Source organism: Micromonospora sp. NPDC048905, from assembly GCF_040649655.1.
In the GTDB taxonomy this organism is placed as follows: domain Bacteria; phylum Actinomycetota; class Actinomycetes; order Mycobacteriales; family Micromonosporaceae; genus Micromonospora.
Window position 1 is genome coordinate 975663 of sequence record NZ_JBEZFV010000001.1, and the last position, 19546, is coordinate 995208.

Here is a 19546-nt window from a genome sequence, read left to right on the forward strand (position 1 = left end):
AAATGAGGGAGGATGACAGGGTGCCCGAAGGCGACACCGTCTGGAACACCGCGCGTGTGCTGCATCGCGCGCTCGCCGGCGCGCGGATCACCGACAGTGACTTCCGGGTTCCCCAGCTCGCCACCACCGATCTCACCGGTTGGACCGTCCGCGAGTCGGCCAGCCGGGGCAAGCACCTGCTGCTGCGCCTCAGCGCCCCGAACGAGGCGCACTGGACCCTGCACTCGCACCTGCGGATGGACGGCGCCTGGCGGGCGTACGCCCCGGGGGAACGCTGGACCGGCCGGCCCGCCCACCTGATCCGGGTGGTGCTGCGCAGCCCCGGCGCCGTCGCGGTCGGCTATCACCTGCACGAGCTGACCCTCGTGCCGACCGCCGAGGAGGACCACCTGGTCGGCCACCTCGGCCCCGACCTGCTCGGCCCGGACTGGGACCCGGCCGAGGCGGTCCGCCGACTCGGCGGCCACCCGGAGCAGACGGTCGGCGAGGCGCTGCTGGACCAGCGCAACCTGGCCGGGGTAGGCAATCTCTACAAGTGCGAGGTGCTGTTCCTGCGCGGTGTGTCCCCGTGGACACCGGTCGGCGCGGTGCCCGACCTGCCCGGCCTGGTGGCCCTCTCGCAGCGGCTGCTCGCCGCCAACCGTGGCCGGTGGACGCAGAGCAGCACCGGCTCCCTGCGCCGGGGCGAGACCACCTACGTGTACGGTCGCCGCGCCCAGCCGTGCCGCCGCTGCGGCACCGCGATCCGCAAGGAGGAGCTGGGCGAGAGGGTCACCTACTGGTGCCCGGTCTGCCAGCCCGCACACCCGGGCGCCCCGGAATCCGACTGACCAGGGCCGTCCCTCGACCAAGGCCATCCCAGATACGGACGATTGGGTAATTCCTATCCGGCCGTCTGAGTCGCATGCTGCGGTTGAGTGCTCACCGATCGTCAACAGAGCGCGAGGCAGCCACGCCGGGGTGGCGACCCTCGCGCCCCGACCCGGGGAGAGTCATGGCGTTGTTCCGCAGGCTCCGCTCCACCTTCTTCGTCCGGGCCACCCGCGACACCGACGGCTCCGTCGACGGCGCGACGGCGTCCGTGCCGGCCGCGCGTACCGCCGAGCAGACCGCCCCCGCGCCGAGCCTGGACCCGACCGTGGTGCCCCGCTGCTTCGGTCCGGTGCCGAACTTCGCCCACAGCCCTCGCCCGAGGCGCGACACCGGCGGGCAGGTGGTGCCCGGGACCGGGCTGCGCAAGTTCGTCGACCCGCTGCCCGTACCGGGCCGGCACACCGGCACCGACCTCGGCGGTCAACTGCCGGTGGCGACGCCGGACACGATCAGCTATCCGGGCTGCGACTACTACGAGATCGTCGTGCAGGAGTACGCGCAACGGCTGCACCGGGACCTGCCAGCCACCCGGCTGCGCGGCTACCGGCAGCTCAACCTGGGCACCGACCCGGCGGGCCACAACACGGTGGCACCTCCGGAGCGGCCCTGGCACCTCGGCCCGATGGTCCTCGCCCGGCGGGGCCGCCCGGTCCGGGTGAAGTTCATCAACCACCTTCCGACCGGCCGGGCCGGTGAGCTGTTCCTGCCGGTCGACGACACCATCGAGGGGGCCGGGATCGGCCCGCTGGACGGACCCGCCCCGTTCCCGCAGAACCGCGCGGTGCTGCACCTGGCCGGCGCGCAGACCGGCTGGAACAGCGCCGGCAATCCGGGGCAGTGGATCACTCCGGCCGGGGAGATCACCCCGTACCCGAACGGGGTGGGCGTGACCCACGTGCCGGACATGCCACCGCCGGGTGCCGGGGCCACCACCCTCTACTACCCGAACGAACAGAGCGGCCGGCTGCTGTGGTGGCACGACAACACCCTCGGCCTGGCCCGGCTCACCGTCTACGGCGGACAACTCGCGCTCTACCTGCTCACCGACCCGGCCGAGGAGCAACTCGTCGCCGACGCCGTGCTGCCGGCCGACCAACTGCCGCTGGTGATCGAGGACAAGACGTTCGTGCCGGACGACGCCCAACTCGCCGCCGAGGACCCGACCTGGGACCGGGAACGCTGGGGCGCCCGGGGCAGCCTCTGGCACCCGCACATCTACCAGCCACGGCAGAACCCGTACCGCTCCGGCGGACGCAACCCCACCGGCCGGTGGGACTACGGCCCCTGGTCGCGTGATCCCGCCCCGGACCACGCCCGCGCCGACGGCTGCGTCGCCAACCCGCACCACGACCCGGTCGACGCACCTGACGAACCGCCGTTGCGCCCCGGCGTGCCGCACCTGTCCGCGGTGCCCGAGGCGTACGGCGACACCCCGCTCGTCAACGGCGCCGCCTACCCGTACCTGGAGGTGGCGCCGCGCGCGTACCGGTTCCGGATCCTCAACGCCTGCCTGGACCGCAGCCTCAACCTCCAGCTCTACCGGGCCTGCTCCGACGCGCCGATGTGGACGGCCGACGGTGCGCTCGCCGACGCCGAAGCCGGGGAGGTGCCGATGGTGCCCGCGGTGCGGGCGGCGGACCGACCGACGGGTTGGCCGACCGACGGGCGCGACGGCGGTGTGCCGGATCCGCGCGCCGCCGGGCCGGAGTTCATCCAGATCGGCAACGAGGCCGGGCTGCTGCCCGCCCCGGTGGTGCTGCCGAACCGGCCGGTCGGCTACCGCTACGACCGGCTCGACCCGACCGTGCTGAACGTCGACGGGCACACCCTGCTGCTCGCGCCGGGTGAGCGGGCCGACGTGCTCGTCGACTTCTCCACCGTGCCGCCGGGCAGCACGCTGATCCTGTACAACGACGCCCCGGCGCCGCTGCCCGGCTTCGACCCACGCTACGACCAGCACACCGACGCACCGGACCGCACGGCCGAGGGTGGGCCGCCCGGCACCGAACCGGGGTACGGCCCGAACACGCGCACCCTGCTCCAGTTCCGCGTCGCGGGGGCTCCGGCGCCGCCGTACGACCTGGACCGGCTGCGCGAACGGCTACCCGTGGCGTACGCGGCCAGTCAACGCCCGCCGATCGTGCCGCAGCCGGCGTACGACCCGGCGTTCGGCACCCAGACCGCGTCGACGACGACGGTGCCGGTGCACGCCACCTCGGTGACGATCACACCGACGGCCGGCGCGGACCCGGTGACGCTGCCCATCGCGGTCAAGGCCGTACAGCAGGTCTTCGAGCCCGACCACGGCCGGGTGGTCGGCCGACTCGGCGTCGGACACCCGCACGCCGGGCCGCTCAACCCGACGACCCTGCCCCTCGGGCCGACCGACCCGGTCACCGAGGTGCTCTTCGCCACCGACCCCGCCGTGCCGCTGGGCACCACCAACGACGGCACCCAGATCTGGCGGATCAGCGGCAACGTCCGGCAGACCGAACCGCTGCACGTCGGCGGCTGCGACGTGCAGGTGGTCAACCGGGTCGGTTGGGACGGCACGCTGCGGCTCCCCCACGGCACCGAGTTGGGCTGGAAGCAGATCGTCCGGGTCAACCCCCGGGAGGACGTGGTGGTGGCGCTGCGCCCGGTCGCCCCGACGTTGCCGTTCAAGCTGGGCGACAGCGTCCGGCTGCTCGACCCGTGCCGCCCGGCCGGCGCACGGACCGGGTCGACCCCGGTCAGCCCGGCGGACGGGCGACCCGCCACCGTGGTCAACCACCTGGTCAACCTGGGCTGGGAATACCGCTGGCACAGCCAACTCGCCGGCCACCGCGACGGTGGGATGACGCGGCCACTTGTGCTCCGGGTGACGCCGAAGGCACCGACCGGGCTGACCGCCACGCCGGTGCCCGGCTCGGCCACCGCGCTACCCGCGATCGCGCTCGCCTGGACCAGCAACGGCGGCCGGCCACCGGCCACCAGTCACCTGCTGCACCGGGCCACCGACGCGACCTTCGACGGCGAGATCACCACGATCACCGTCGCGGCGGCCGCCACCCGGTACACGGACGCGTCCGTCACTCCCGGGGTGACCTACCACTACCGGATCCGGGCGGAGAACGCGGTCAGCTACTCGTCCTGGTCCAACGGGGTGCCGGCCTCGGTGCACCTGGCCGCGCCGAGTGGCCTGGTCGCGGCACTGCCGCCCGCCGCGCCGCTACGGGTGGCCCTGCGCTGGGTGAACCGCTCGTTCGCCACCGGCATCGACGTGCAGCGGGCCACCAACCCGACATTCACCAGCGGGCCGGGCACCACGGCGATCGGTGCCGGCGACAATCACCTGGATGTCGCGATCGCACCGGACACGACGTACTACTACCGGGTGCGGACCACCTATCTGGGTGCCGCCTCGGCCTGGTCGACGATCGCCGCGGTGACCTCCCCGCCCGCGCCGGGCACCCCGAACGGGGTGAGCGCCACGGCGAGCGCACCCGGACCGGACACCGCGACGGTGGTCCTGGCCTGGGCGGCGAGCACCCCCGCCGGCCCGGGGTCCGGGTTCATCGTGCAGCGGGCGCTGGACCCGACGTTCGACCGGGAGGTGGCCACCTTCACGGTGACCGGTCGCGGCTTCAGCAACACGGGACTGGCCCGGGGCCTCACCTACCACTACCGGATCCGGTCGTTCAACGTCGTGGGCAGCTCGCCGTACACCGTCCCGGTCCGGGTAACGACGCCGCCGTGACCGGCCGGTGGGCGCGGTACGGGTCGCTCAGCGGGTCGGCGCGCGCGACGGAGTGCCGACGGTGCGCAGCTCGGCCAGCGCCCCGGCCACCCCGTGCAGCAGGTCGGTCGCCTCGGTGAGCCGGTCGGCGGCCGGGTGGGTGGGCTCCGGTCGGGCGTCCTCGGCCAGGTAACCGGCAGCGGCGACCACCAGCCGTTCGTAGGCCGCGACCCCACCCTCCAACTGGGCGGTCAGCATGGCGTGTGCCTCGGCCAGCGGCGGACGGGCGTCGGCCGGCGCCAGCCGCAGCGCACGTTCGACGCTGGCCACGCGTGCGGCCAGGTCGCGCAGCGAACGGTCGGCGGCGGCGGCCTCCAGCACCGCCGGCTCGGCCAGCCCGGTGAGCCGGGGGGCCATGCCGGCCAGGGTGAGCGCCGCACGGTCCAGTCGGGCCCACTGCTCGCCCGCGCTGGTGCCGCGCAGGGCGATCCGGGAGCGGACCCGGCGGACCTCGGCAAGCACCCCCGGGCCGACCGGCAGCCGCTCGACGGCGGCGATGAGGCGGGCCCGCGACCGGGCCGCCGCCTCCGCGGGGTCGAGCGCGGGCGGTGCGGGCTGGGCGGCGAGGGCGCGCACGTCGATCCAGCGCCAGGCGGCGAGCGCCACCGCACTGCCCGCGGCGCCGGCCCAGGCCGCGTCGGGCAGACCAAGGCCGGCGTACGGGGTGAGCACCGCGGCCGCACCCCCGAGCCCACCGGCCAGGACGCTCCACCGTCGGGCGGACCGGCGGAGCCGACCCAGTCTGCGGAAGTACCGTGTGCGCTCGTCTGCCACCCTGACCCCCTCGGTCCGGTCGTTCAGCCGGCGGCGGTCGGGTCGCCGGTGCCCCGTTCGCGGGCCATGCTGGCACGCAACTCGTCGAGTCGGGCAGCGGCCGTCGGGTCGGTGGCCGGGCCAGCCTTCTCGGCCGGCCGTTGCGCCGCGCCGCCGAGTTGCTCCCCCGCCATGCTGGACCGGATCTGCTCCAGCCGGGCCGAACCGGCCGAGTCGATAGTCGCCTTCTGGATCTCCAGCATCCGGCCCTCGACGGAGTTGCCGGCCAGCTCGGCGCGGCCCATCGCGTTGGCGTACCGCCGCTCGATGCGGTCGCGCACCTCGTCCAGGGACGGGGTGTTGGTGGGCGCGGTCAGCGACGACATCGACTCCAGCGAGCGGGCCACCGACTCCTGCATCTTGGCCTGCTCCAGTTGGCTGAGCAGCTTGGTGCGCTCGGCGAGCTTCTGCTGGAGGATCATCGAGTTGTTCTCGACCGCACGGCGGGCCTGGGCGGCGGCACCCAGCGCCTGGTCGTGCAGGGTCTTGAGGTCTTCGGTGGCCTGTTCGGCGGAGACCAGCTGGGTGGCCAGGGTCTGCGCCGACTGCTCGAACCGCGTGGCCTCGGCCTCGTCACCCTTGGCCCGGGCCTGGTCGGACAGCACCAGGGCCTGCCGGGCGTTGCCCTGCAACCGCTCGACCTCGGACATCTGCCGGGACAGCTTCATCTCCAGCTGACGCTGGTTGCCGATCACCGCGGCAGCCTGCTGCACCAGCGCCTGGTGCTGCCGCTGGGCATCCTCGATGGCCTGCTGGATCTGCACCTTCGGATCGGCATGCTCGTCGATCTTTGAACCGAAGAGCGCCATCAGGTAGTTCCAACCCTTGACGAACGGGTTCGCCATCTCCGCCGTATCCCCTCAGTAGCGTCGCTCCACCACGGCCGGCCGGGCCGGATGGACCGACTGGCCGCCACCGGCCGATCTCCATCGTTCCAGCCGGATGCCAGTGAGGCATCCGTACCGGTCGGTCGACCGCACCGGCAGCTCCTGTGGGCCACCCTACGCGGCCGGAGCCAGCCCTCCCACGGTCAACCGAGCGACCGGCTCAGGCGGCGCAGACCACGTCCCGGTCGCGCTCGGTCGGGCGGACGCGCGCGCTGCGCAGCGTGGCCTTGAGCGGCGAGTCCTGGCGGACGGAGACGGAGACCTTGCCATCCGAGGTGACCTGCCGGACGCTCCGGCTGGTGCTCTTGGACACAGCCCCGGCGTCGGCCGGCTCGTCCTGCATCGAGACGAGCACCTCGGGCATCTGCTCGGCGAGCGCCACGGTGTCGCTCACCTCGCGGAGAAGCTCGGACAGACGGGCACCGAGGGCGTCACAGATCGCGGCGAGCAGTTCGCTGGACGGCTCCTTGTGCCCCCGCTCAATCTCGGAGAGGTAGCCGAGGCTGACGTTGGCGGCGGTGGAGACCTCACGCAGCGTGCGCTGCTGCCCCTGCCGGCGCGCCCGCAGTGCGTCACCGATCACCCGGCGTAGCAGGATCATCGCACCTCCCCCTGAGGGATACCTCGCGCCCGGCGCTGGGCGGCCGGCCGCGGCGGACCGCGCCGACCCCGAACGTCGGAGCCTTCCCGCAACCGTACCCGTTGCGAGCCCCGCCGACATCCCGCCCCGCCCGCCGGTTCGTCGAGACGGCCTCACGTCGGGTGGCACCGACCGTCGCCACCTGCCCCGGATGCTCCCCGGTCAACTCGCGGGCAGCGGGGCATCCGCGGTGTCGGCGGCGTGGATCTGCTCGGCGAGCAGCCGCAGCGCCTCGACCACCGCCGCGGAGCGGACGTGGTCCCGCCCGCCGTCCAGGTCGAGCTGTCGGACCTCGGCGCCGTTCGGTCCGGCGACCGCGACGTAGACCAGGCCGACGGGCTTGCCGTCCTGCGGTTCGGGGCCGGCGACGCCGGTGGTGGCCACTCCCCAGTCCGCGCCGCAGCGCTCGCGGCCGCCCGCGGCGAGCGCCGCCGCCACGTCCGGGTCCACCGGCCCCCGCTCGGACAGCAGGTCGGTGGGGACGCCGGCCAGGGTGCCCTTCAACTCGGTGGCGTAGACCACAAGGCCACCCCGGTAGATCCCGCTGACTCCGGCGATCTCCACGATCGAGGCGGCCAGCAGCCCACCGGTGAGTGATTCGACGGTGGCCAGGGTCTCGTGCCGCTGGGCCAGTCGGTGCACGACTCCGGCTGCCGCACTGCCCACCTCGGCGTCGTCCGCCGCACCGTCCGCCGGCCGTTCACGACCCGTGTCCCGCCGCATCAACCCGCCCTCCCCGCCACACCCACACCCTTCCCCGCCCACCGACCCCCAACCCTGCCGGCCCGATCGCGTCGATCATGAGGTTAGCGTCGCGACACGCCGCCCCGGACGCCGACAACCTCATGATCACCGGGATAACTCGCCGGGGGTGGGGGTCAGCGGGGGCGGCGGAGGCGGAGGGCTTGGGCTATGTAGTCGAAGCCGGTCGCCACCGTGACCAGGACGGCGGCGGCCATGATCCACGGACCGACGGCGGCGAGGGCGGCGGGCATCGGCCAGAGGTACCAGGCGATGGCCAGGATCTGCAGCGCGGTCTTGACCTTGCCGCCTCGGCTGGCCGCGATCACGCCGTGCCGGATCACCCAGAACCGCAGCCCCGTGATGCCCAACTCGCGGACGAGGATCAGCGTGGTCACCCACCAGGGCAACCTGTCGTACCAGGACAGCAACACCAGGGCGGCACCCGTGAGCGCCTTGTCCGCGATCGGGTCGGCCACCTTGCCGACCGACGTGACAAGACCGAACCGGCGGGCGATCCAGCCATCCACGAGATCCGTCGCCGACGCCACCGCGAAGATCAGACAGGCTGCCATCCGCCAGCCGGAGTGGGTCATCCCGGACATGACCACCGAGGCGGCGAAGACCGGCACCAGCGCGAGTCGCAGGGCGGTCAGCGCGTTGGCCGCGTTGACGACGGGCACCACGGCGACCACCCGGGCCGGCGTCGACTCCGCCGCCCCCGTCACCGCCGCGCTCCGTGGCGTTTCCGGCACCGCACCACTGGGCTCCCCCGCTCCGCCTGGGCCCACCGTCACCGTGCCGCGCCGGGCGCCGCCGAGATCATCTCATCCGGCACCGCCAGCAGGTCCACCCCTTCGGTGCCGGTCACCGTCGCGCGTACCAGGTCACCCGGTCGCAGCGCGGCGAGGTCGACCCCGCCCTCGACCGGGGCGACCAGGGTGGTGGAACCGTCCACCTCCGGCGCCTGATGCGCCGCCCGACCCTCCACCACACCGTCCGAGATCGAGTCGACGAGCACCTCGACGGTCGAGCCGAGCCGGTCCTCGGCCCGCTGTGAGCACAACTCGTCGGCGAGCGCGCTCAGCCGGTCGTAGCGCCGCTTGATCGTCGCGGCGGAGACCTTGCCGGGCAGGCCGGCGGCCTCGGTGCCGTCCTCGTCGCTGTAGTCGAACATCCCGATCGCGTCCAGCCGGGCCTCGGTCAGGAACCGGACCAGCTCGTCGACATCGGCGCGGGTCTCGCCGGGGAAACCGACGATGAAGTTGCTCCGGGCGCCCGCGTCCGGGGCCAACGCCCGGGCACCCGCGAGCAGCTCCAGGAAACGGTCGGTGGAACCGAAACGCCGCATCCGGCGCAGCACCGGCTCACTCGAGTGCTGGAACGACAGGTCGAAGTACGCGGCCACGCCCGGGGTGTTGGCGATCGCCTCGACCAGCCCGGGACGGGTCTCCGCCGGCTGGAGGTAGCTCGCCCGCACCCGGACGATGCCGGTCACCGCGGCGAGCTGCGGCAGCAGCTTCTCCAGCGCGCGGGGGTCACCGAGGTCCTTGCCGTACGACGTGGAGTTCTCGCTGACCAGCACCAGCTCCCGTACGCCGGTCTTGGCCAACCACTCCGCCTCGGCGAGCAACTCGTCGGGCGTACGCGAGACGAACGCCCCCCGGAAGGCGGGAATGGCACAGAACGCGCAGCGCCGGTCGCAGCCACTGGCCAGCTTCAGCGAGGCCACCGGGCCGGTGTCCAGTCGACGGCGCAGGATCTGCCGCAGGTGCGCGGGGGTGTGCTCGTCGGTGTCGACGGCCGTGCGGCTCACGGTGCCGTGACCGGGCAGCGACACGGCACTGTCGCGCCGCTTCACCGGGGTCAGCGGCAGCAGCTCACGCCGGTCCCGGGGGGTGTGCGCGGTGATCTGCTCACCGGCGACGACCGCGTTCAGCCGGGCGGCGATGTCCGGGTAGTCGTCGAAGCTCAGCACCGCCTGCGCCTCGGGCAGGCTGTCGGCCAGCTCCCGGCCGTACCGCTCGGCCATGCAGCCCGCCGCGACCACCTTGGCGCCGGTCCCGGCGGCGGCGAGCAGGGTCTGGATGGAATCCTGCTTGGCCTTCTCCACGAAGCCGCAGGTGTTGACGACGACCACGTCGGCGCCCTCGCCGTCGGTGGTCACCTGCCAGCCGTCGGCGTGCAGCCGTGCGGCCAGCTCCTCCGAGTCGACCTCGTTACGGGCGCAGCCCAGGGTGAGCAGGGCTACGCGACGGCCCTCGGCGTTGTCAGAGGGGGCAGGAGAGGTGGCAGACACCATCCGAGGGTACCGGGCCGTCCGGGGAAGCCCTCGCACACGGGGCTGCGGCGACGGCCGGACGCACGGCTCGGCACCGAATCGGTCACCCGGTCCCACGCCGGCGCTCAGCGCGCCACGGCGCCGATGCGGGTCAACGCATCGAGCAGAAAGACCTCGGTGCCGGCCAGGCCGGTGGAGCAGAAGACCGAGATCTGGTCCGCGGTGGTCCGGCCGGGGACCGCGCCGGCCAGGATGCCGCCCAGGTCGCGCAACCGCCCGGCGTACGGGGGCGTGGCCGCGAGCATCGGCGGCTGGTAGTCCGCCGCCTGGGCTGGCGAGTCGGTGACCAGCAGGTCGGCGACGTCCAGCAGGTCGGTGCCGAACTCGCTGCGGTCCCGCTGCTTGAAGCCGACCGCGTTGACGTGCGTGCCGGGGCTGAGGTCGGCGGCACGCAACACCGGGGTCGGGCTGGTCGTCGCGAGCACCACGATGTCCCGCCCGGCGACGGCCGAGCCCGGGTCGGCCACCGTTCGGGCGGGCACGCCCAGCTCGGCGCGGACCCGCGCGGCGAGGGCGTCCCGCCGGGCCGCGGAGCGGCTGTGCACCACCACCTCGCGCAGCGGGCGGACCGCGGCGGCGGCCCAGACCTGGGTCCACGCCTGCCGGCCGGAGCCGATCACGCCGAGGGTGGCCGCGTCCGGACGGGCCAGGGCGTCGACCGCCAGGGCACCCAACCCTCCGGTACGACGGGACCCCAGCTCCTCGCCCACCGCCACCGCCCGGATCGCCCCGGTGCCCGCGTCGTGCAGCACCACCAGCTGCTCGCCCTGCGGGTGGCCGAAGGTGTCGTAGGAGCGAAAGCCGTACCACTCGCCGACCAGGTGCCCCGCGGTGAGCACCAGCCGCCCACCGCCCAGCGGGGCGGCGGCCCGGGGCGGGGCCACGAGGCGTCCCTCGTACGCGGCCAGAAGGGCGGCCCGCATGGCGTCGACCGTGGTGGCGGCGTCCAGTGCGGCGGCGACCTCGGAGTCGGCATAGATCAGCGTCATGGTGGACATCCTGCAAGTTAGAGTCAAGTGCAGGTCAAGACTGGGTGGCGGGAGTCACTGCGTCATCGGTGCCCAACCCCATCCATCCGCCCCGGCCGCCGACCGGTGCTAGCGTCGGCTTCGGTGGCCCGCGGCCACCCCGGACGAGTGGTGGGCGTACCCGGTCAGGCCAAGACGCCCCGCGACGTGCAGACCCGACTCGTCCCGGCCCCCGGCGGCCCGGGCACTCTCGCGTGAGGTGAACGATGGCCTGGCTGGTGTTGGTGATCTCCGGACTGCTGGAGACGGCCTGGGCGGTCGCCCTGGACCGCAGCGCCGGCTTCAGCCGGCTGGTCCCGTCCGTGGTGTTCGCGGTGACGCTGGTCCTGAGCATGGCCGGCCTGGCGTACGCGCTGCGCGAGATCCCGGTCGGTACCGGTTACGCGGTCTGGGTCGGCATCGGCGCGGTCGGCACCGCGCTGGTCGGGATGCTGGCGCTCGGCGAGTCGGCGAGCCTGCCCCGGATCCTGTGCCTGCTGCTGGTGGTCGCCGGCGTGATCGGCCTGAAGATCTTCCACTGAGCAGTCACCTCGGCAGGCGTGACCACCGCCCACAGTGGGTAGTGATCGTGCCGTCACGACAGGCTCTCACCCGGAGGAAGACATGGCCGACCTGCCCAGCAACGCACGCCCCCGCGCCAACGCTGCCCGGATCCTCACCATCGTGGGCTTCGTCTTCGCGGTTCTCGCCCTGCTGCTTCCCCCGATCGTCTTCGGCGTGCTCGGCATCGTCGCGGGCATCGTCGGCGCGGTGCTCGGTGACAAGCCACTGGGCTGGTACGCCGCGGCGGCCAGCCTCGTCGGCGCGATCATCGGCACCGCCATCGCCGCCGCGTTGCTCAACTGAAAACTCCCCCGAGTCACGGGCCCGCCGGCTGCCGGCGGGCCCGTCGTGTTTGCGGGGTCGGTCGTCCTCGTCGGTCAGTCCACGTCGCCGCGCAGGCCGACCAGGACGTCCTCCAGCTCGTCCGGCTTGACCAGCACGTCGCGCGCCTTCGACCCCTCCGACGGCCCGACCACTCCCCGGGTCTCCATCAGGTCCATCAGGCGACCCGCCTTGGCGAAACCGACACGAAGCTTGCGTTGCAGCATCGAGGTCGAGCCGAACTGCGAGGTCACCACCAGCTCCACCGCCTGCACCAGCAGGTCGAGATCGTCGCCGATGTCCTCGTCGATCTTCTTCTTGTTCTCCTGCGCGGGGGCCAGCACGTCCTTGCGGAACTCCGGCTCGCGCTGGTCCTTGCAGAACTTCACGACGTCGGCGATCTCCCGCTCGGTGACCCAGGCGCCCTGGATGCGGACCGGCTTGGAGGCGCCCATCGGCAGGAAGAGGCCGTCACCGCGGCCGAGCAGCTTCTCCGCGCCCGGCTGGTCGAGGATGACCCGGGAGTCCGCGAGCGAGGAGGTGGCGAACGCCAGCCGGGACGGCACGTTCGCCTTGATCAGACCGGTCACCACGTCGACCGAGGGCCGTTGGGTGGCCAGGACCAGGTGGATGCCGGCCGCGCGCGCCAGCTGGGTGATCCGGACGACGGAGTCCTCCACGTCGCGCGGCGCGACCATCATCAGGTCGGCCAACTCGTCCACGATCACCAACAGGTACGGGTACGGGCGCATCTCCCGTTCGCTGCCCGGCGGGGCCTTGATCTCGCCGTTGCGGACCTTGCGGTTGAAGTCGTCGATGTGGCGGACACCGTTGGCGGCGAGGTCGTCGTAGCGCATGTCCATCTCGCGGACCACCCAGTCCAGCGAGTCGGCCGCCTTCTTGGCATTTGTCACGATCGGGGTGACCAGGTGCGGGATGCCCTCGTAGCCGGTCATCTCGACCCGCTTCGGGTCGATCAGCAGCAGCCGCACCTCGTCCGGAGTGGCCCGGGTGAGGACGGACACCAGCAGGGTGTTGAGGCAGCTCGACTTTCCGGCACCGGTGGCCCCGGCGATCAGAATGTGCGGCATCTTCGCGAGGTTGGCCACCACGTAGCCACCCTCGATGTCCTTGCCGAGCGCCACCACCATCGGATGGTGGTCGCTCGTCGCCGCCCGTGAGCGCAGCACGTCACCGAGGGCGACGTTCTCCGGGTCGGTGTTCGGGATCTCCACGCCGACCGCGCTCTTGCCCGGGATCGGGCTGAGGATCCGGACGTCCGGCGACTTCACCGCGTACGCGATGTTGCGGGAGAGCTGGGTGATCCGCTCGACCTTGACGCCGTGCCCCAGCTCCACCTCGTAGCGGGTGACGGTCGGGCCGCGGGTGAAGCCGGTGACCGCCGCGTCCACGTCGAACTGGTCGAACACCCCGGTCAGCGCGGCGATCACCTCGTCGTTGGCCTTGCTGCGGGTCTTCGCGGCGGCGCCGGCGCTGAGCATGTTGGCCGGCGGCAGCCTGTAGTCCCCGGCCAGCCCGGTCAACGCGAGCTGCTCGGCCCGCGTCGGCGCGGGCGAGTGCTCCGGTGGCTCGACCGGCGGCCGGCGGCTCGCCGGCACCTTCGCCGGAGACTTGCGCGGCAGCACCACGGTCTCCTGGAGGTCCACACCGTCCAGGTCCTCGAAGTCGTCCGGGTCCACCGGTGGAGGCGTCCGCTTCGCCGGCCGCTTCCGCGCCCGCTGGGCGGCCGGCTCGTCGGCTTCCTCGGCGGCCTCCGGCGCGGCGACCAGCCCGCCGGCCAGCAGGCCCAGCCGCTCCGGAATCTTGTTGATCGGTGTCGCCGTCACCACGAGCAGACCGAAGAGCAGCAGCAGGATCAGCAGCGGCACCGCCACCCAGGCGGTGACCGCGCGCTCCAGCAGCCCGCCGATGCCCGCGCCGACCAACCCGCCCGCGAAGTCCCGTTGTAGTGGGTTGGCCGGGGCCTGACCGATGTGCAGCAGCGCGGCGGTCGAGACGAGCAGCGAGGTCCAGCCGATCAACCCGCGGCCCCGGTGTTCCGGATCGGCCGGCTGGCGCATCAACCGCCAGGCCCCGATCATCAACAGCACCGGTACGACCACCGAGATCGCGCCCAGGAACAACCGGATCGTGTCGGCCAGTCGGGCACCCACCGGACCTGCTCCGGAGAGCCAGAGCGCCACGGCGGTGAGCAGGGCGAACCCGAACAGCAGCAGCCCGGCGCCGTCGCGGCGGTGCTCCGGGTCGAGGTCGCGGGCGGAGGCGGCCTGTCGACCGGCGGCCCGCACCGCCCAGCCCATCCCGTGCGCCACGCCCATCCACAGTGCGCCCACCGCGCGGCCCACGTAGACAGCCGCGCCGGGCCGGGCCGGCACCGTACGACGCCGGACCGGCGCGCGGGTCTTCTTCGCTGGTTGGCGGGCACGACTGTTGGTGCCACCGCGCGGCGACGCGCCGCGCCGCCGGCTCGCCTGAGAGGTACGGCCCGCCATAGAGTCACGGTAACGGTGGGGCCGGGCAGATCCCCGCTTTTCCGGGTCGTGTCCGCGCGTCGAAACACGAACCCCGCCGCCGGTCGTGATATCCGCCTCAGAAGGGATGCCCCATGGCGTCGCCGGAATTCGAGGGCGATCCGGACGATCCGCTGGCCGGGCACCCGGGCGCGCTACGCCCGCTGAGCGGCGAACTGGTCGCCGCGGTGCTCGCCGCCCGTGGCCGGTCCGTCGGCCTGACCGAGGGCGGCGAGTTGGTGGGTCGCTTCGACGACAACATGATCTGGTTCCTGCGCCTCGGCGGGGACGGCGAGCTGCTCCAGGTCCGCACGATGGTCACCCCCACCTTCGGAATCGAGCAGGTGCCCGCCCTGTACGCCTTCTGCAACTCGTGGAACCACGACCGGCTGTGGCCCAAGGCGTTCGTGCACGTCGACGACGACGGTCGGGCCCGGGTCTACGGCGAGGTGGTCACCGACCTGGAACGCGGGGTGACCCCGCACCAACTCGACCAACTGCTCGACTGTGGCATCTCCACCGGCTGCCAGCTCGCCGTGGCGGTCCGTCGACTGCCCGGCGCGGTGCCGTCGTGACCGGCCGGGACGAGTTCACCGGCAGTCGCACCGACCGGGCGGACGGGTCCGGCGATCCGGACCTCACCCGACGGCCGCCCGTGCAGCGTGACCCGGTACTGGTGAGCGCGCTCGCCGACGCGCGGGACCTGCCCGACGGACCGGCCCGGCTGCTGGCCCTCGAACGGCTCGCCGAGCGGGCCGACTCGTCCGGGGACCTCCGGTCCGCCCTGGACGCCCGGTTCGCGCTGATCGAGGCGTACCTGTTGCACGGCGAGCGGTGGCGGCTGGTCGAGCCGGTACGCAGGTGCCGGGCCGCCGCCGACTACCGGCCCGAGCTGCTCAGCGAGGACGAGGCTCCCCTGCTGCTGCGCCTGCAGCGATACGCCGTGGAGGCGCTGCTCGGCACCCCTCGGGTGGGGCTGGACCAGACCCGGTCCCTCCTGGACGACCTGGCCCACCGGATCGGGGCGGACGGACCCGAGGCGCCGACCATCGCGGAGCTGCGCTGCCGGATCGCCGACCACCTCGGCGACGAGCCCACCGCCCGCCACTGGTACCAGCGGTGGGCGGGCACGGTCGGCACCCCGTCCGGTGGCTGCCCCGGTTGCGCCCCGGCCCGCCGCGCTGAGCTGCTCGCCGGCTGGGGGGAGTGGCGCGCCGCGCTGGACGAGCTGCGGGAGCCCACCGGCGACGCGGAGAGTTGCACCGACCAGCCCGAGCGGGCGCTGGTGGCCGGCCTGCTACCCGAACTGCGCGTCGGCGAGGCCGAGCGGGCCGCGGCGGCGCACGTGCGGGCGTACCGGCGGCACCGGCGCGAGCGCGCGGCCTTTCCCCACCTCGCCGCACACCTGCGGTTCTGCGCTCTCGGCGGGCACCTGGACCGTGGGCTGAGCATTCTGGCCGAGCAACTGCCCCGGTTGGACCGGCCCACCGACGATCTCGCGGCGATGGAGTTCGCCGCTGCCGGTGCGCTGGTCTGCGCGGTGGCCGTCGAGGCCGGGCTCGGTCTGCGCACGGTGCCCCGTCCGGCTTACGGCGGGCGACCGGCCACCGACCTGGACGTGGCCACTGTCGGCGCGTTGCTGCTCGCGATGGTCAACGAGCTGGCCGGCAGCTTCGACGCCCGCAACGGCACCGGCCACCACTCCGGACGGATGGCCGCCTGGCTCGCCGAGCGTCCGCTGGCGGCCGCGGTGCCCCTGCCCGCCGACGACGAGCCCGCCGACGACGGATCGGGCGACGACGGATCCGCCGACGAGGGATCCGGCGACGTCGGAGCCGACGACGCTTCGCCCGGCGGCGCAGAGCGTGACTCCGACGACGAGCGGGAGCTGGTGACGCTCACCGTCGATCTGATCACGGCCGCCCTGGACCGCCGCGGGGACCGCTACGTCGTGGAGGAGGGCGAGCGGGTGGTGGGACTGTGGGATGGGGTGGTGATCCAGTTCCGCCGGGCCGGCGAGCGCGGCGAGGTGCTGCACGCCCGGGCCATGGCCACCCGCCGGCTGCCGGCGACCCGCCGCTCCGAGGCGTACGCCTTCTGTAACGCCTGGAACCACGACCGGCTGCTGCCAAAGGCGTACGCGCACGACCTCGGCGGTGAGTTGGTGCTGGCCGGTGACGTGGCCACCGACCTGACCCACGGGGTGGCTCCGGCGCAGCTCACGGTGCTGGTGGACGCCGCCATCACCACCGGCGTCGCCTACGCCGAGGCGGTCGCCGCGCTGCCCTGACCCCCGGGCGCGGCGACGCCGGCCCACCCCGAACGGAGTGGACCGGCGTCAGCGGACAGGCTCAGACCTCGACGACGGTGGGCACGATCATCGGGCGACGACGGTACTTGTCGTTGACCCACCGACCCACGGTCCGGCGGACGATCTGCTGGAGCTGGTGCGGGTCGGTGATGCCGTCCGCCGCGGCCCGGTTGAGCGCCTCGGTGACCAGCGGGACCACCGGGTTGAACGCCTCCGGGTCCTCGGAGAAGCCCTTCGCGGACAACGTCGGGCCGGCGACCACCTTGCCGGTGACCGAGTCCACGACGACAGTGGTGGCGATGAAGCCGCCGTCGCCGAGGATCCGCCGCTCGGTGAGCAGCGACTCGCTGACGTCACCGACGGCGAGGCCGTCCACGTAGACGTACCGGCTCTTCACGTGCCCGACCAGGCTGGCGCGGCCCTCGACCAGGTCGACCACGTCGCCGTCCTCGCAGATCACCACCCGGTCGGCGGCGACCCCGGACTCGATGCCGAGCCGGGCGTGGGCGCGCAGGTGCCGCCACTCCCCGTGCACGGGCATCAGGTTGCTGGGCCGGACCACGTTGAGCAGGTAGAGCAGCTCTCCGGCGGGGGCGTGCCCGGAGACGTGCACCTTCGCGACGTCCTTGTGCACGACCACCGCGCCGGCCCGGGCCAACCGGTTGATCACCCGGTAGACGGAGGTCTCGTTGCCGGGCACCAGCGAGGAGGCCAGCACGACGGTGTCACCGGGGGCGATGGTGATGTGCCGGTGGTCGCCGCTTGCCATCCGGCCCAGCGCGCTCATCGGCTCACCCTGCGAACCGGTGGACATCAGCACGATCTGGTCCGGCGGCAGAGTGGTCGCCTCGTCGATGCTGATGACCAGCCCGGCCGGGATGTTGAGCAGGCCCAGGTCCCGGGCGATGCCCATGTTGCGGACCATGGACCGGCCGATCAGCGCGACCTTGCGGCCGTGCTCCGCGGCGGAGTCGAAGACCTGCTGCACGCGGTGCACGTGCGAGGCGAACGAGGCCACGATGATGCGGCCCTTGGCCTTCGCGAAGATCGAGTCGAGCACCGGCCCGATTTCCCGCTCCGGGGTGACGAAGCCGGGGATCTCCGCGTTGGTGGAGTCGGACAGCAGCAGGTCGACGCCCTCGGCGCCGAGCCGGGCGAAGCCGGCCAGGTCGGTGATCCGACCGTCCAGCGGGAGCTGGTCCATCTTGAAGTCGCCGGTGTGCAGCACCAGGCCGGCGGGGGTGCGGATGGCCACCGCGAGGGCGTCCGGGATCGAGTGGTTGACCGCGAAGAACTCACACTCGAACGGGCCGAGCCGCTCCCGGCCACCCTCCCGCACGGTCAGCGTGTACGGCTGGATCCGCCGCTCGGCCAACTTGGCCTCGACCAGCGCGAGGGTGAACTGTGAGCCGACCAGCGGGATGTCGGGTTTGTGGGCGAGCAGGTACGGCACCGCGCCGATGTGGTCCTCGTGGCCGTGGGTCAGCACGATGGCCTGGACGTCGGCGAGCCGGTCCAGGATCGGGCCGAAGTCGGGCAGGATCAGATCCACGCCCGGTTGCTCGACGTCGGGGAAGAGCACCCCGCAGTCGACGATCAGCAACTTGCCGTCGTACTCGAAGACGGTCATGTTCCGACCGATGGCGCCGAGCCCGCCGAGCGGGATGATCCGCAGGCCGCCTTCCGGCAGCGGCGGGGGTAGTTCCGCCTCGATGTGCGCCTCGGTCACGCGTCCACCTCATTCTGCGACGCCGTCACTCGGCGCCCATCGTGTCGTTCGTTCATTCGGGCAGCTCCAGGCCCGCTGCGGCGAAGTCCGCGCGCAGCTGGGCGATCTCGTCGGTGGTGGCGTCCACGAGCGGGGGGCGCACCGGGCCGGCCGGCAGGCCCAGCGATGTCAGGCCCGCCTTCACCAGGATGGCTCCCTGGGTGCGGAAGATGCCGGTGAACAGCGGCAGCAGCCGCCGGTGCAGGGCAAGTGCGGCCGGCAGGTCCCCCGCGTCGTACGCCTCGATCATCTGTGCGGTCAGCGCCCCGGTGAAGTGCGTCGAGGTGCCGACCACACCCACGCTGCCGATGGCCAGCGCCGGCAGGGTGAGGGCGTCCTCGCCGCAGTAGAAGGCGAGGGCGGTCCGGCTGGTCACCCAGCCGGTGGCGATCAGGTCGCTCTTGGCGTCCTTGACCGCGACGATCCGGCCATGCTCGGCGAGCCGGACCAGCGTCTCGGTGTCGATCGGCACGCCGGAGCGGTGCGGGATGTCGTACAGCATCACCGGGAGGCCGCTGGCGTCGGCGACGGCGGTGAAGTGTCGCAGCAACCCGCTCTGCGGCGGCTTGTTGTAGTACGGGGTGACCACCAGCAGGCCGTGTGCACCCGCCTTCTCGGCGGCGGCGGCCAGCTCGATGGTGTGCCGGGTGTCGTTGGTGCCGACCCCGGCAACCACCTTGGCACGGTCACCGACGGCCTCCACCACGGCCCGGATCAGGCGTTCCTTCTCCGCGTCGGTGGTGGTCGGCGACTCGCCGGTGGTGCCGTTGACCACCAGCGCGTCGTTGCCCTGCTCGTCGACCAGGTGGCTCGCCAACCGGGCGGCGCCGTCCAGGTCGAGCGAGCCGTCAGGGGTGAACGGGCTCACCATGGCGGTGAGCACCCGGCCGAAGGGGCGGGACGCCGGTCGGGCGGCGGCGTCGAGGTGGTCGTGCGTCATACCCTCCAACCTAGCGGACGACCAGCCGGGC

Annotated in this window: 16 protein-coding genes and 1 riboswitch; of the genes, 6 read left to right on the top strand and 10 right to left on the bottom strand. The window is 73.1% G+C overall.

Annotation, left to right across the window (positions count from 1 at the left end; genetic code table 11):
• Nucleotides 1–20 precede the first annotated feature (20 nt).
• Both AB0C01_RS04580 and AB0C01_RS04585 read left to right on the top strand, forming a co-directional pair.
• Nucleotides 21–830 carry a DNA-formamidopyrimidine glycosylase family protein gene (locus AB0C01_RS04580; protein ID WP_357570217.1) on the top strand — a complete coding sequence of 270 codons (810 nt, stop codon included), beginning with the start codon at nucleotides 21–23 and terminating at the stop codon, nucleotides 828–830.
• 164 nt (nucleotides 831–994) lie between these two features.
• Nucleotides 995–4612, top strand: a complete 3618-nt coding sequence (locus AB0C01_RS04585; protein WP_357570218.1) for a hypothetical protein — start codon at nucleotides 995–997, stop codon at nucleotides 4610–4612.
• A gap of 27 nt (nucleotides 4613–4639) precedes the next feature.
• On the opposite strand, the gene AB0C01_RS04590 is transcribed toward AB0C01_RS04585, so the two are convergent.
• From AB0C01_RS04590 to AB0C01_RS04620, 7 genes are all read right to left on the bottom strand, one after another.
• Complete coding sequence (locus AB0C01_RS04590) at nucleotides 4640–5425, bottom strand: hypothetical protein (RefSeq protein ID WP_357247376.1); 786 nt, start codon at nucleotides 5423–5425, stop codon at nucleotides 4640–4642.
• Nucleotides 5426–5448: 23 nt separating this feature from the next.
• Nucleotides 5449–6309 carry a PspA/IM30 family protein gene (locus AB0C01_RS04595; RefSeq protein WP_357247373.1) on the bottom strand — a complete coding sequence of 287 codons (861 nt, stop codon included), beginning with the start codon at nucleotides 6307–6309 and terminating at the stop codon, nucleotides 5449–5451.
• A gap of 202 nt (nucleotides 6310–6511) precedes the next feature.
• Nucleotides 6512–6952 (bottom strand): helix-turn-helix transcriptional regulator, encoded by a 441-nt coding sequence (locus AB0C01_RS04600; RefSeq protein WP_357570219.1) that lies wholly within the window; start codon nucleotides 6950–6952, stop codon nucleotides 6512–6514.
• Nucleotides 6953–7153: 201 nt separating this feature from the next.
• A complete protein-coding gene (locus AB0C01_RS04605) occupies nucleotides 7154–7714 on the bottom strand; it encodes a CinA family protein (RefSeq protein WP_357247367.1) in 561 nt (186 codons plus the stop codon).
• Between the two features lie 155 nt (nucleotides 7715–7869).
• Nucleotides 7870–8460 carry a CDP-diacylglycerol--glycerol-3-phosphate 3-phosphatidyltransferase gene (gene pgsA, locus AB0C01_RS04610; RefSeq protein WP_357247364.1) on the bottom strand — a complete coding sequence of 197 codons (591 nt, stop codon included), beginning with the start codon at nucleotides 8458–8460 and terminating at the stop codon, nucleotides 7870–7872.
• A 65-nt stretch (nucleotides 8461–8525) separates the two neighbouring features.
• Nucleotides 8526–10034 carry a 30S ribosomal protein S12 methylthiotransferase RimO gene (gene rimO, locus AB0C01_RS04615; RefSeq protein ID WP_357570220.1) on the bottom strand — a complete coding sequence of 503 codons (1509 nt, stop codon included), beginning with the start codon at nucleotides 10032–10034 and terminating at the stop codon, nucleotides 8526–8528.
• A 104-nt stretch (nucleotides 10035–10138) separates the two neighbouring features.
• Nucleotides 10139–11062: an ornithine cyclodeaminase family protein gene (locus AB0C01_RS04620; RefSeq protein ID WP_357247357.1), complete on the bottom strand. Its 924-nt coding sequence runs from the start codon at nucleotides 11060–11062 to the stop codon at nucleotides 10139–10141.
• 119 nt (nucleotides 11063–11181) lie between these two features.
• Nucleotides 11182–11246, top strand: a riboswitch (guanidine-III (ykkC-III) riboswitch).
• A gap of 61 nt (nucleotides 11247–11307) precedes the next feature.
• Between AB0C01_RS04620 and AB0C01_RS04625 the strand changes: the two genes are divergently transcribed.
• Both AB0C01_RS04625 and AB0C01_RS04630 read left to right on the top strand, forming a co-directional pair.
• On the top strand, nucleotides 11308–11622 hold the full coding sequence (locus AB0C01_RS04625) for an SMR family transporter (RefSeq protein WP_357247354.1): 315 nt from the start codon (nucleotides 11308–11310) through the stop codon (nucleotides 11620–11622).
• An 82-nt stretch (nucleotides 11623–11704) separates the two neighbouring features.
• On the top strand, nucleotides 11705–11947 hold the full coding sequence (locus tag AB0C01_RS04630) for a hypothetical protein (protein WP_357247351.1): 243 nt from the start codon (nucleotides 11705–11707) through the stop codon (nucleotides 11945–11947).
• A gap of 74 nt (nucleotides 11948–12021) precedes the next feature.
• On the opposite strand, the gene AB0C01_RS04635 is transcribed toward AB0C01_RS04630, so the two are convergent.
• Complete coding sequence (locus tag AB0C01_RS04635; RefSeq protein WP_357570221.1) at nucleotides 12022–14478, bottom strand: DNA translocase FtsK; 2457 nt, start codon at nucleotides 14476–14478, stop codon at nucleotides 12022–12024.
• 113 nt (nucleotides 14479–14591) lie between these two features.
• On the opposite strand from AB0C01_RS04635, the gene AB0C01_RS04640 reads away from it, so the two are divergent.
• Together AB0C01_RS04640 and AB0C01_RS04645 are read left to right on the top strand one after the other, a co-directional pair.
• Nucleotides 14592–15071 carry a YbjN domain-containing protein gene (locus tag AB0C01_RS04640; RefSeq protein WP_357247345.1) on the top strand — a complete coding sequence of 160 codons (480 nt, stop codon included), beginning with the start codon at nucleotides 14592–14594 and terminating at the stop codon, nucleotides 15069–15071.
• An 80-nt stretch (nucleotides 15072–15151) separates the two neighbouring features.
• Nucleotides 15152–16786 (top strand): YbjN domain-containing protein, encoded by a 1635-nt coding sequence (locus AB0C01_RS04645; protein WP_357570257.1) that lies wholly within the window; start codon nucleotides 15152–15154, stop codon nucleotides 16784–16786.
• A gap of 61 nt (nucleotides 16787–16847) precedes the next feature.
• Here AB0C01_RS04645 and AB0C01_RS04650 read toward each other — a convergent pair whose 3' ends face one another.
• Both AB0C01_RS04650 and dapA read right to left on the bottom strand, forming a co-directional pair.
• On the bottom strand, nucleotides 16848–18536 hold the full coding sequence (locus AB0C01_RS04650) for a ribonuclease J (RefSeq protein ID WP_357247342.1): 1689 nt from the start codon (nucleotides 18534–18536) through the stop codon (nucleotides 16848–16850).
• A 52-nt stretch (nucleotides 18537–18588) separates the two neighbouring features.
• Nucleotides 18589–19515, bottom strand: a complete 927-nt coding sequence (dapA, locus tag AB0C01_RS04655) for a 4-hydroxy-tetrahydrodipicolinate synthase (RefSeq protein WP_357247340.1) — start codon at nucleotides 19513–19515, stop codon at nucleotides 18589–18591.
• Nucleotides 19516–19546: the final 31 nt, after the last annotated feature.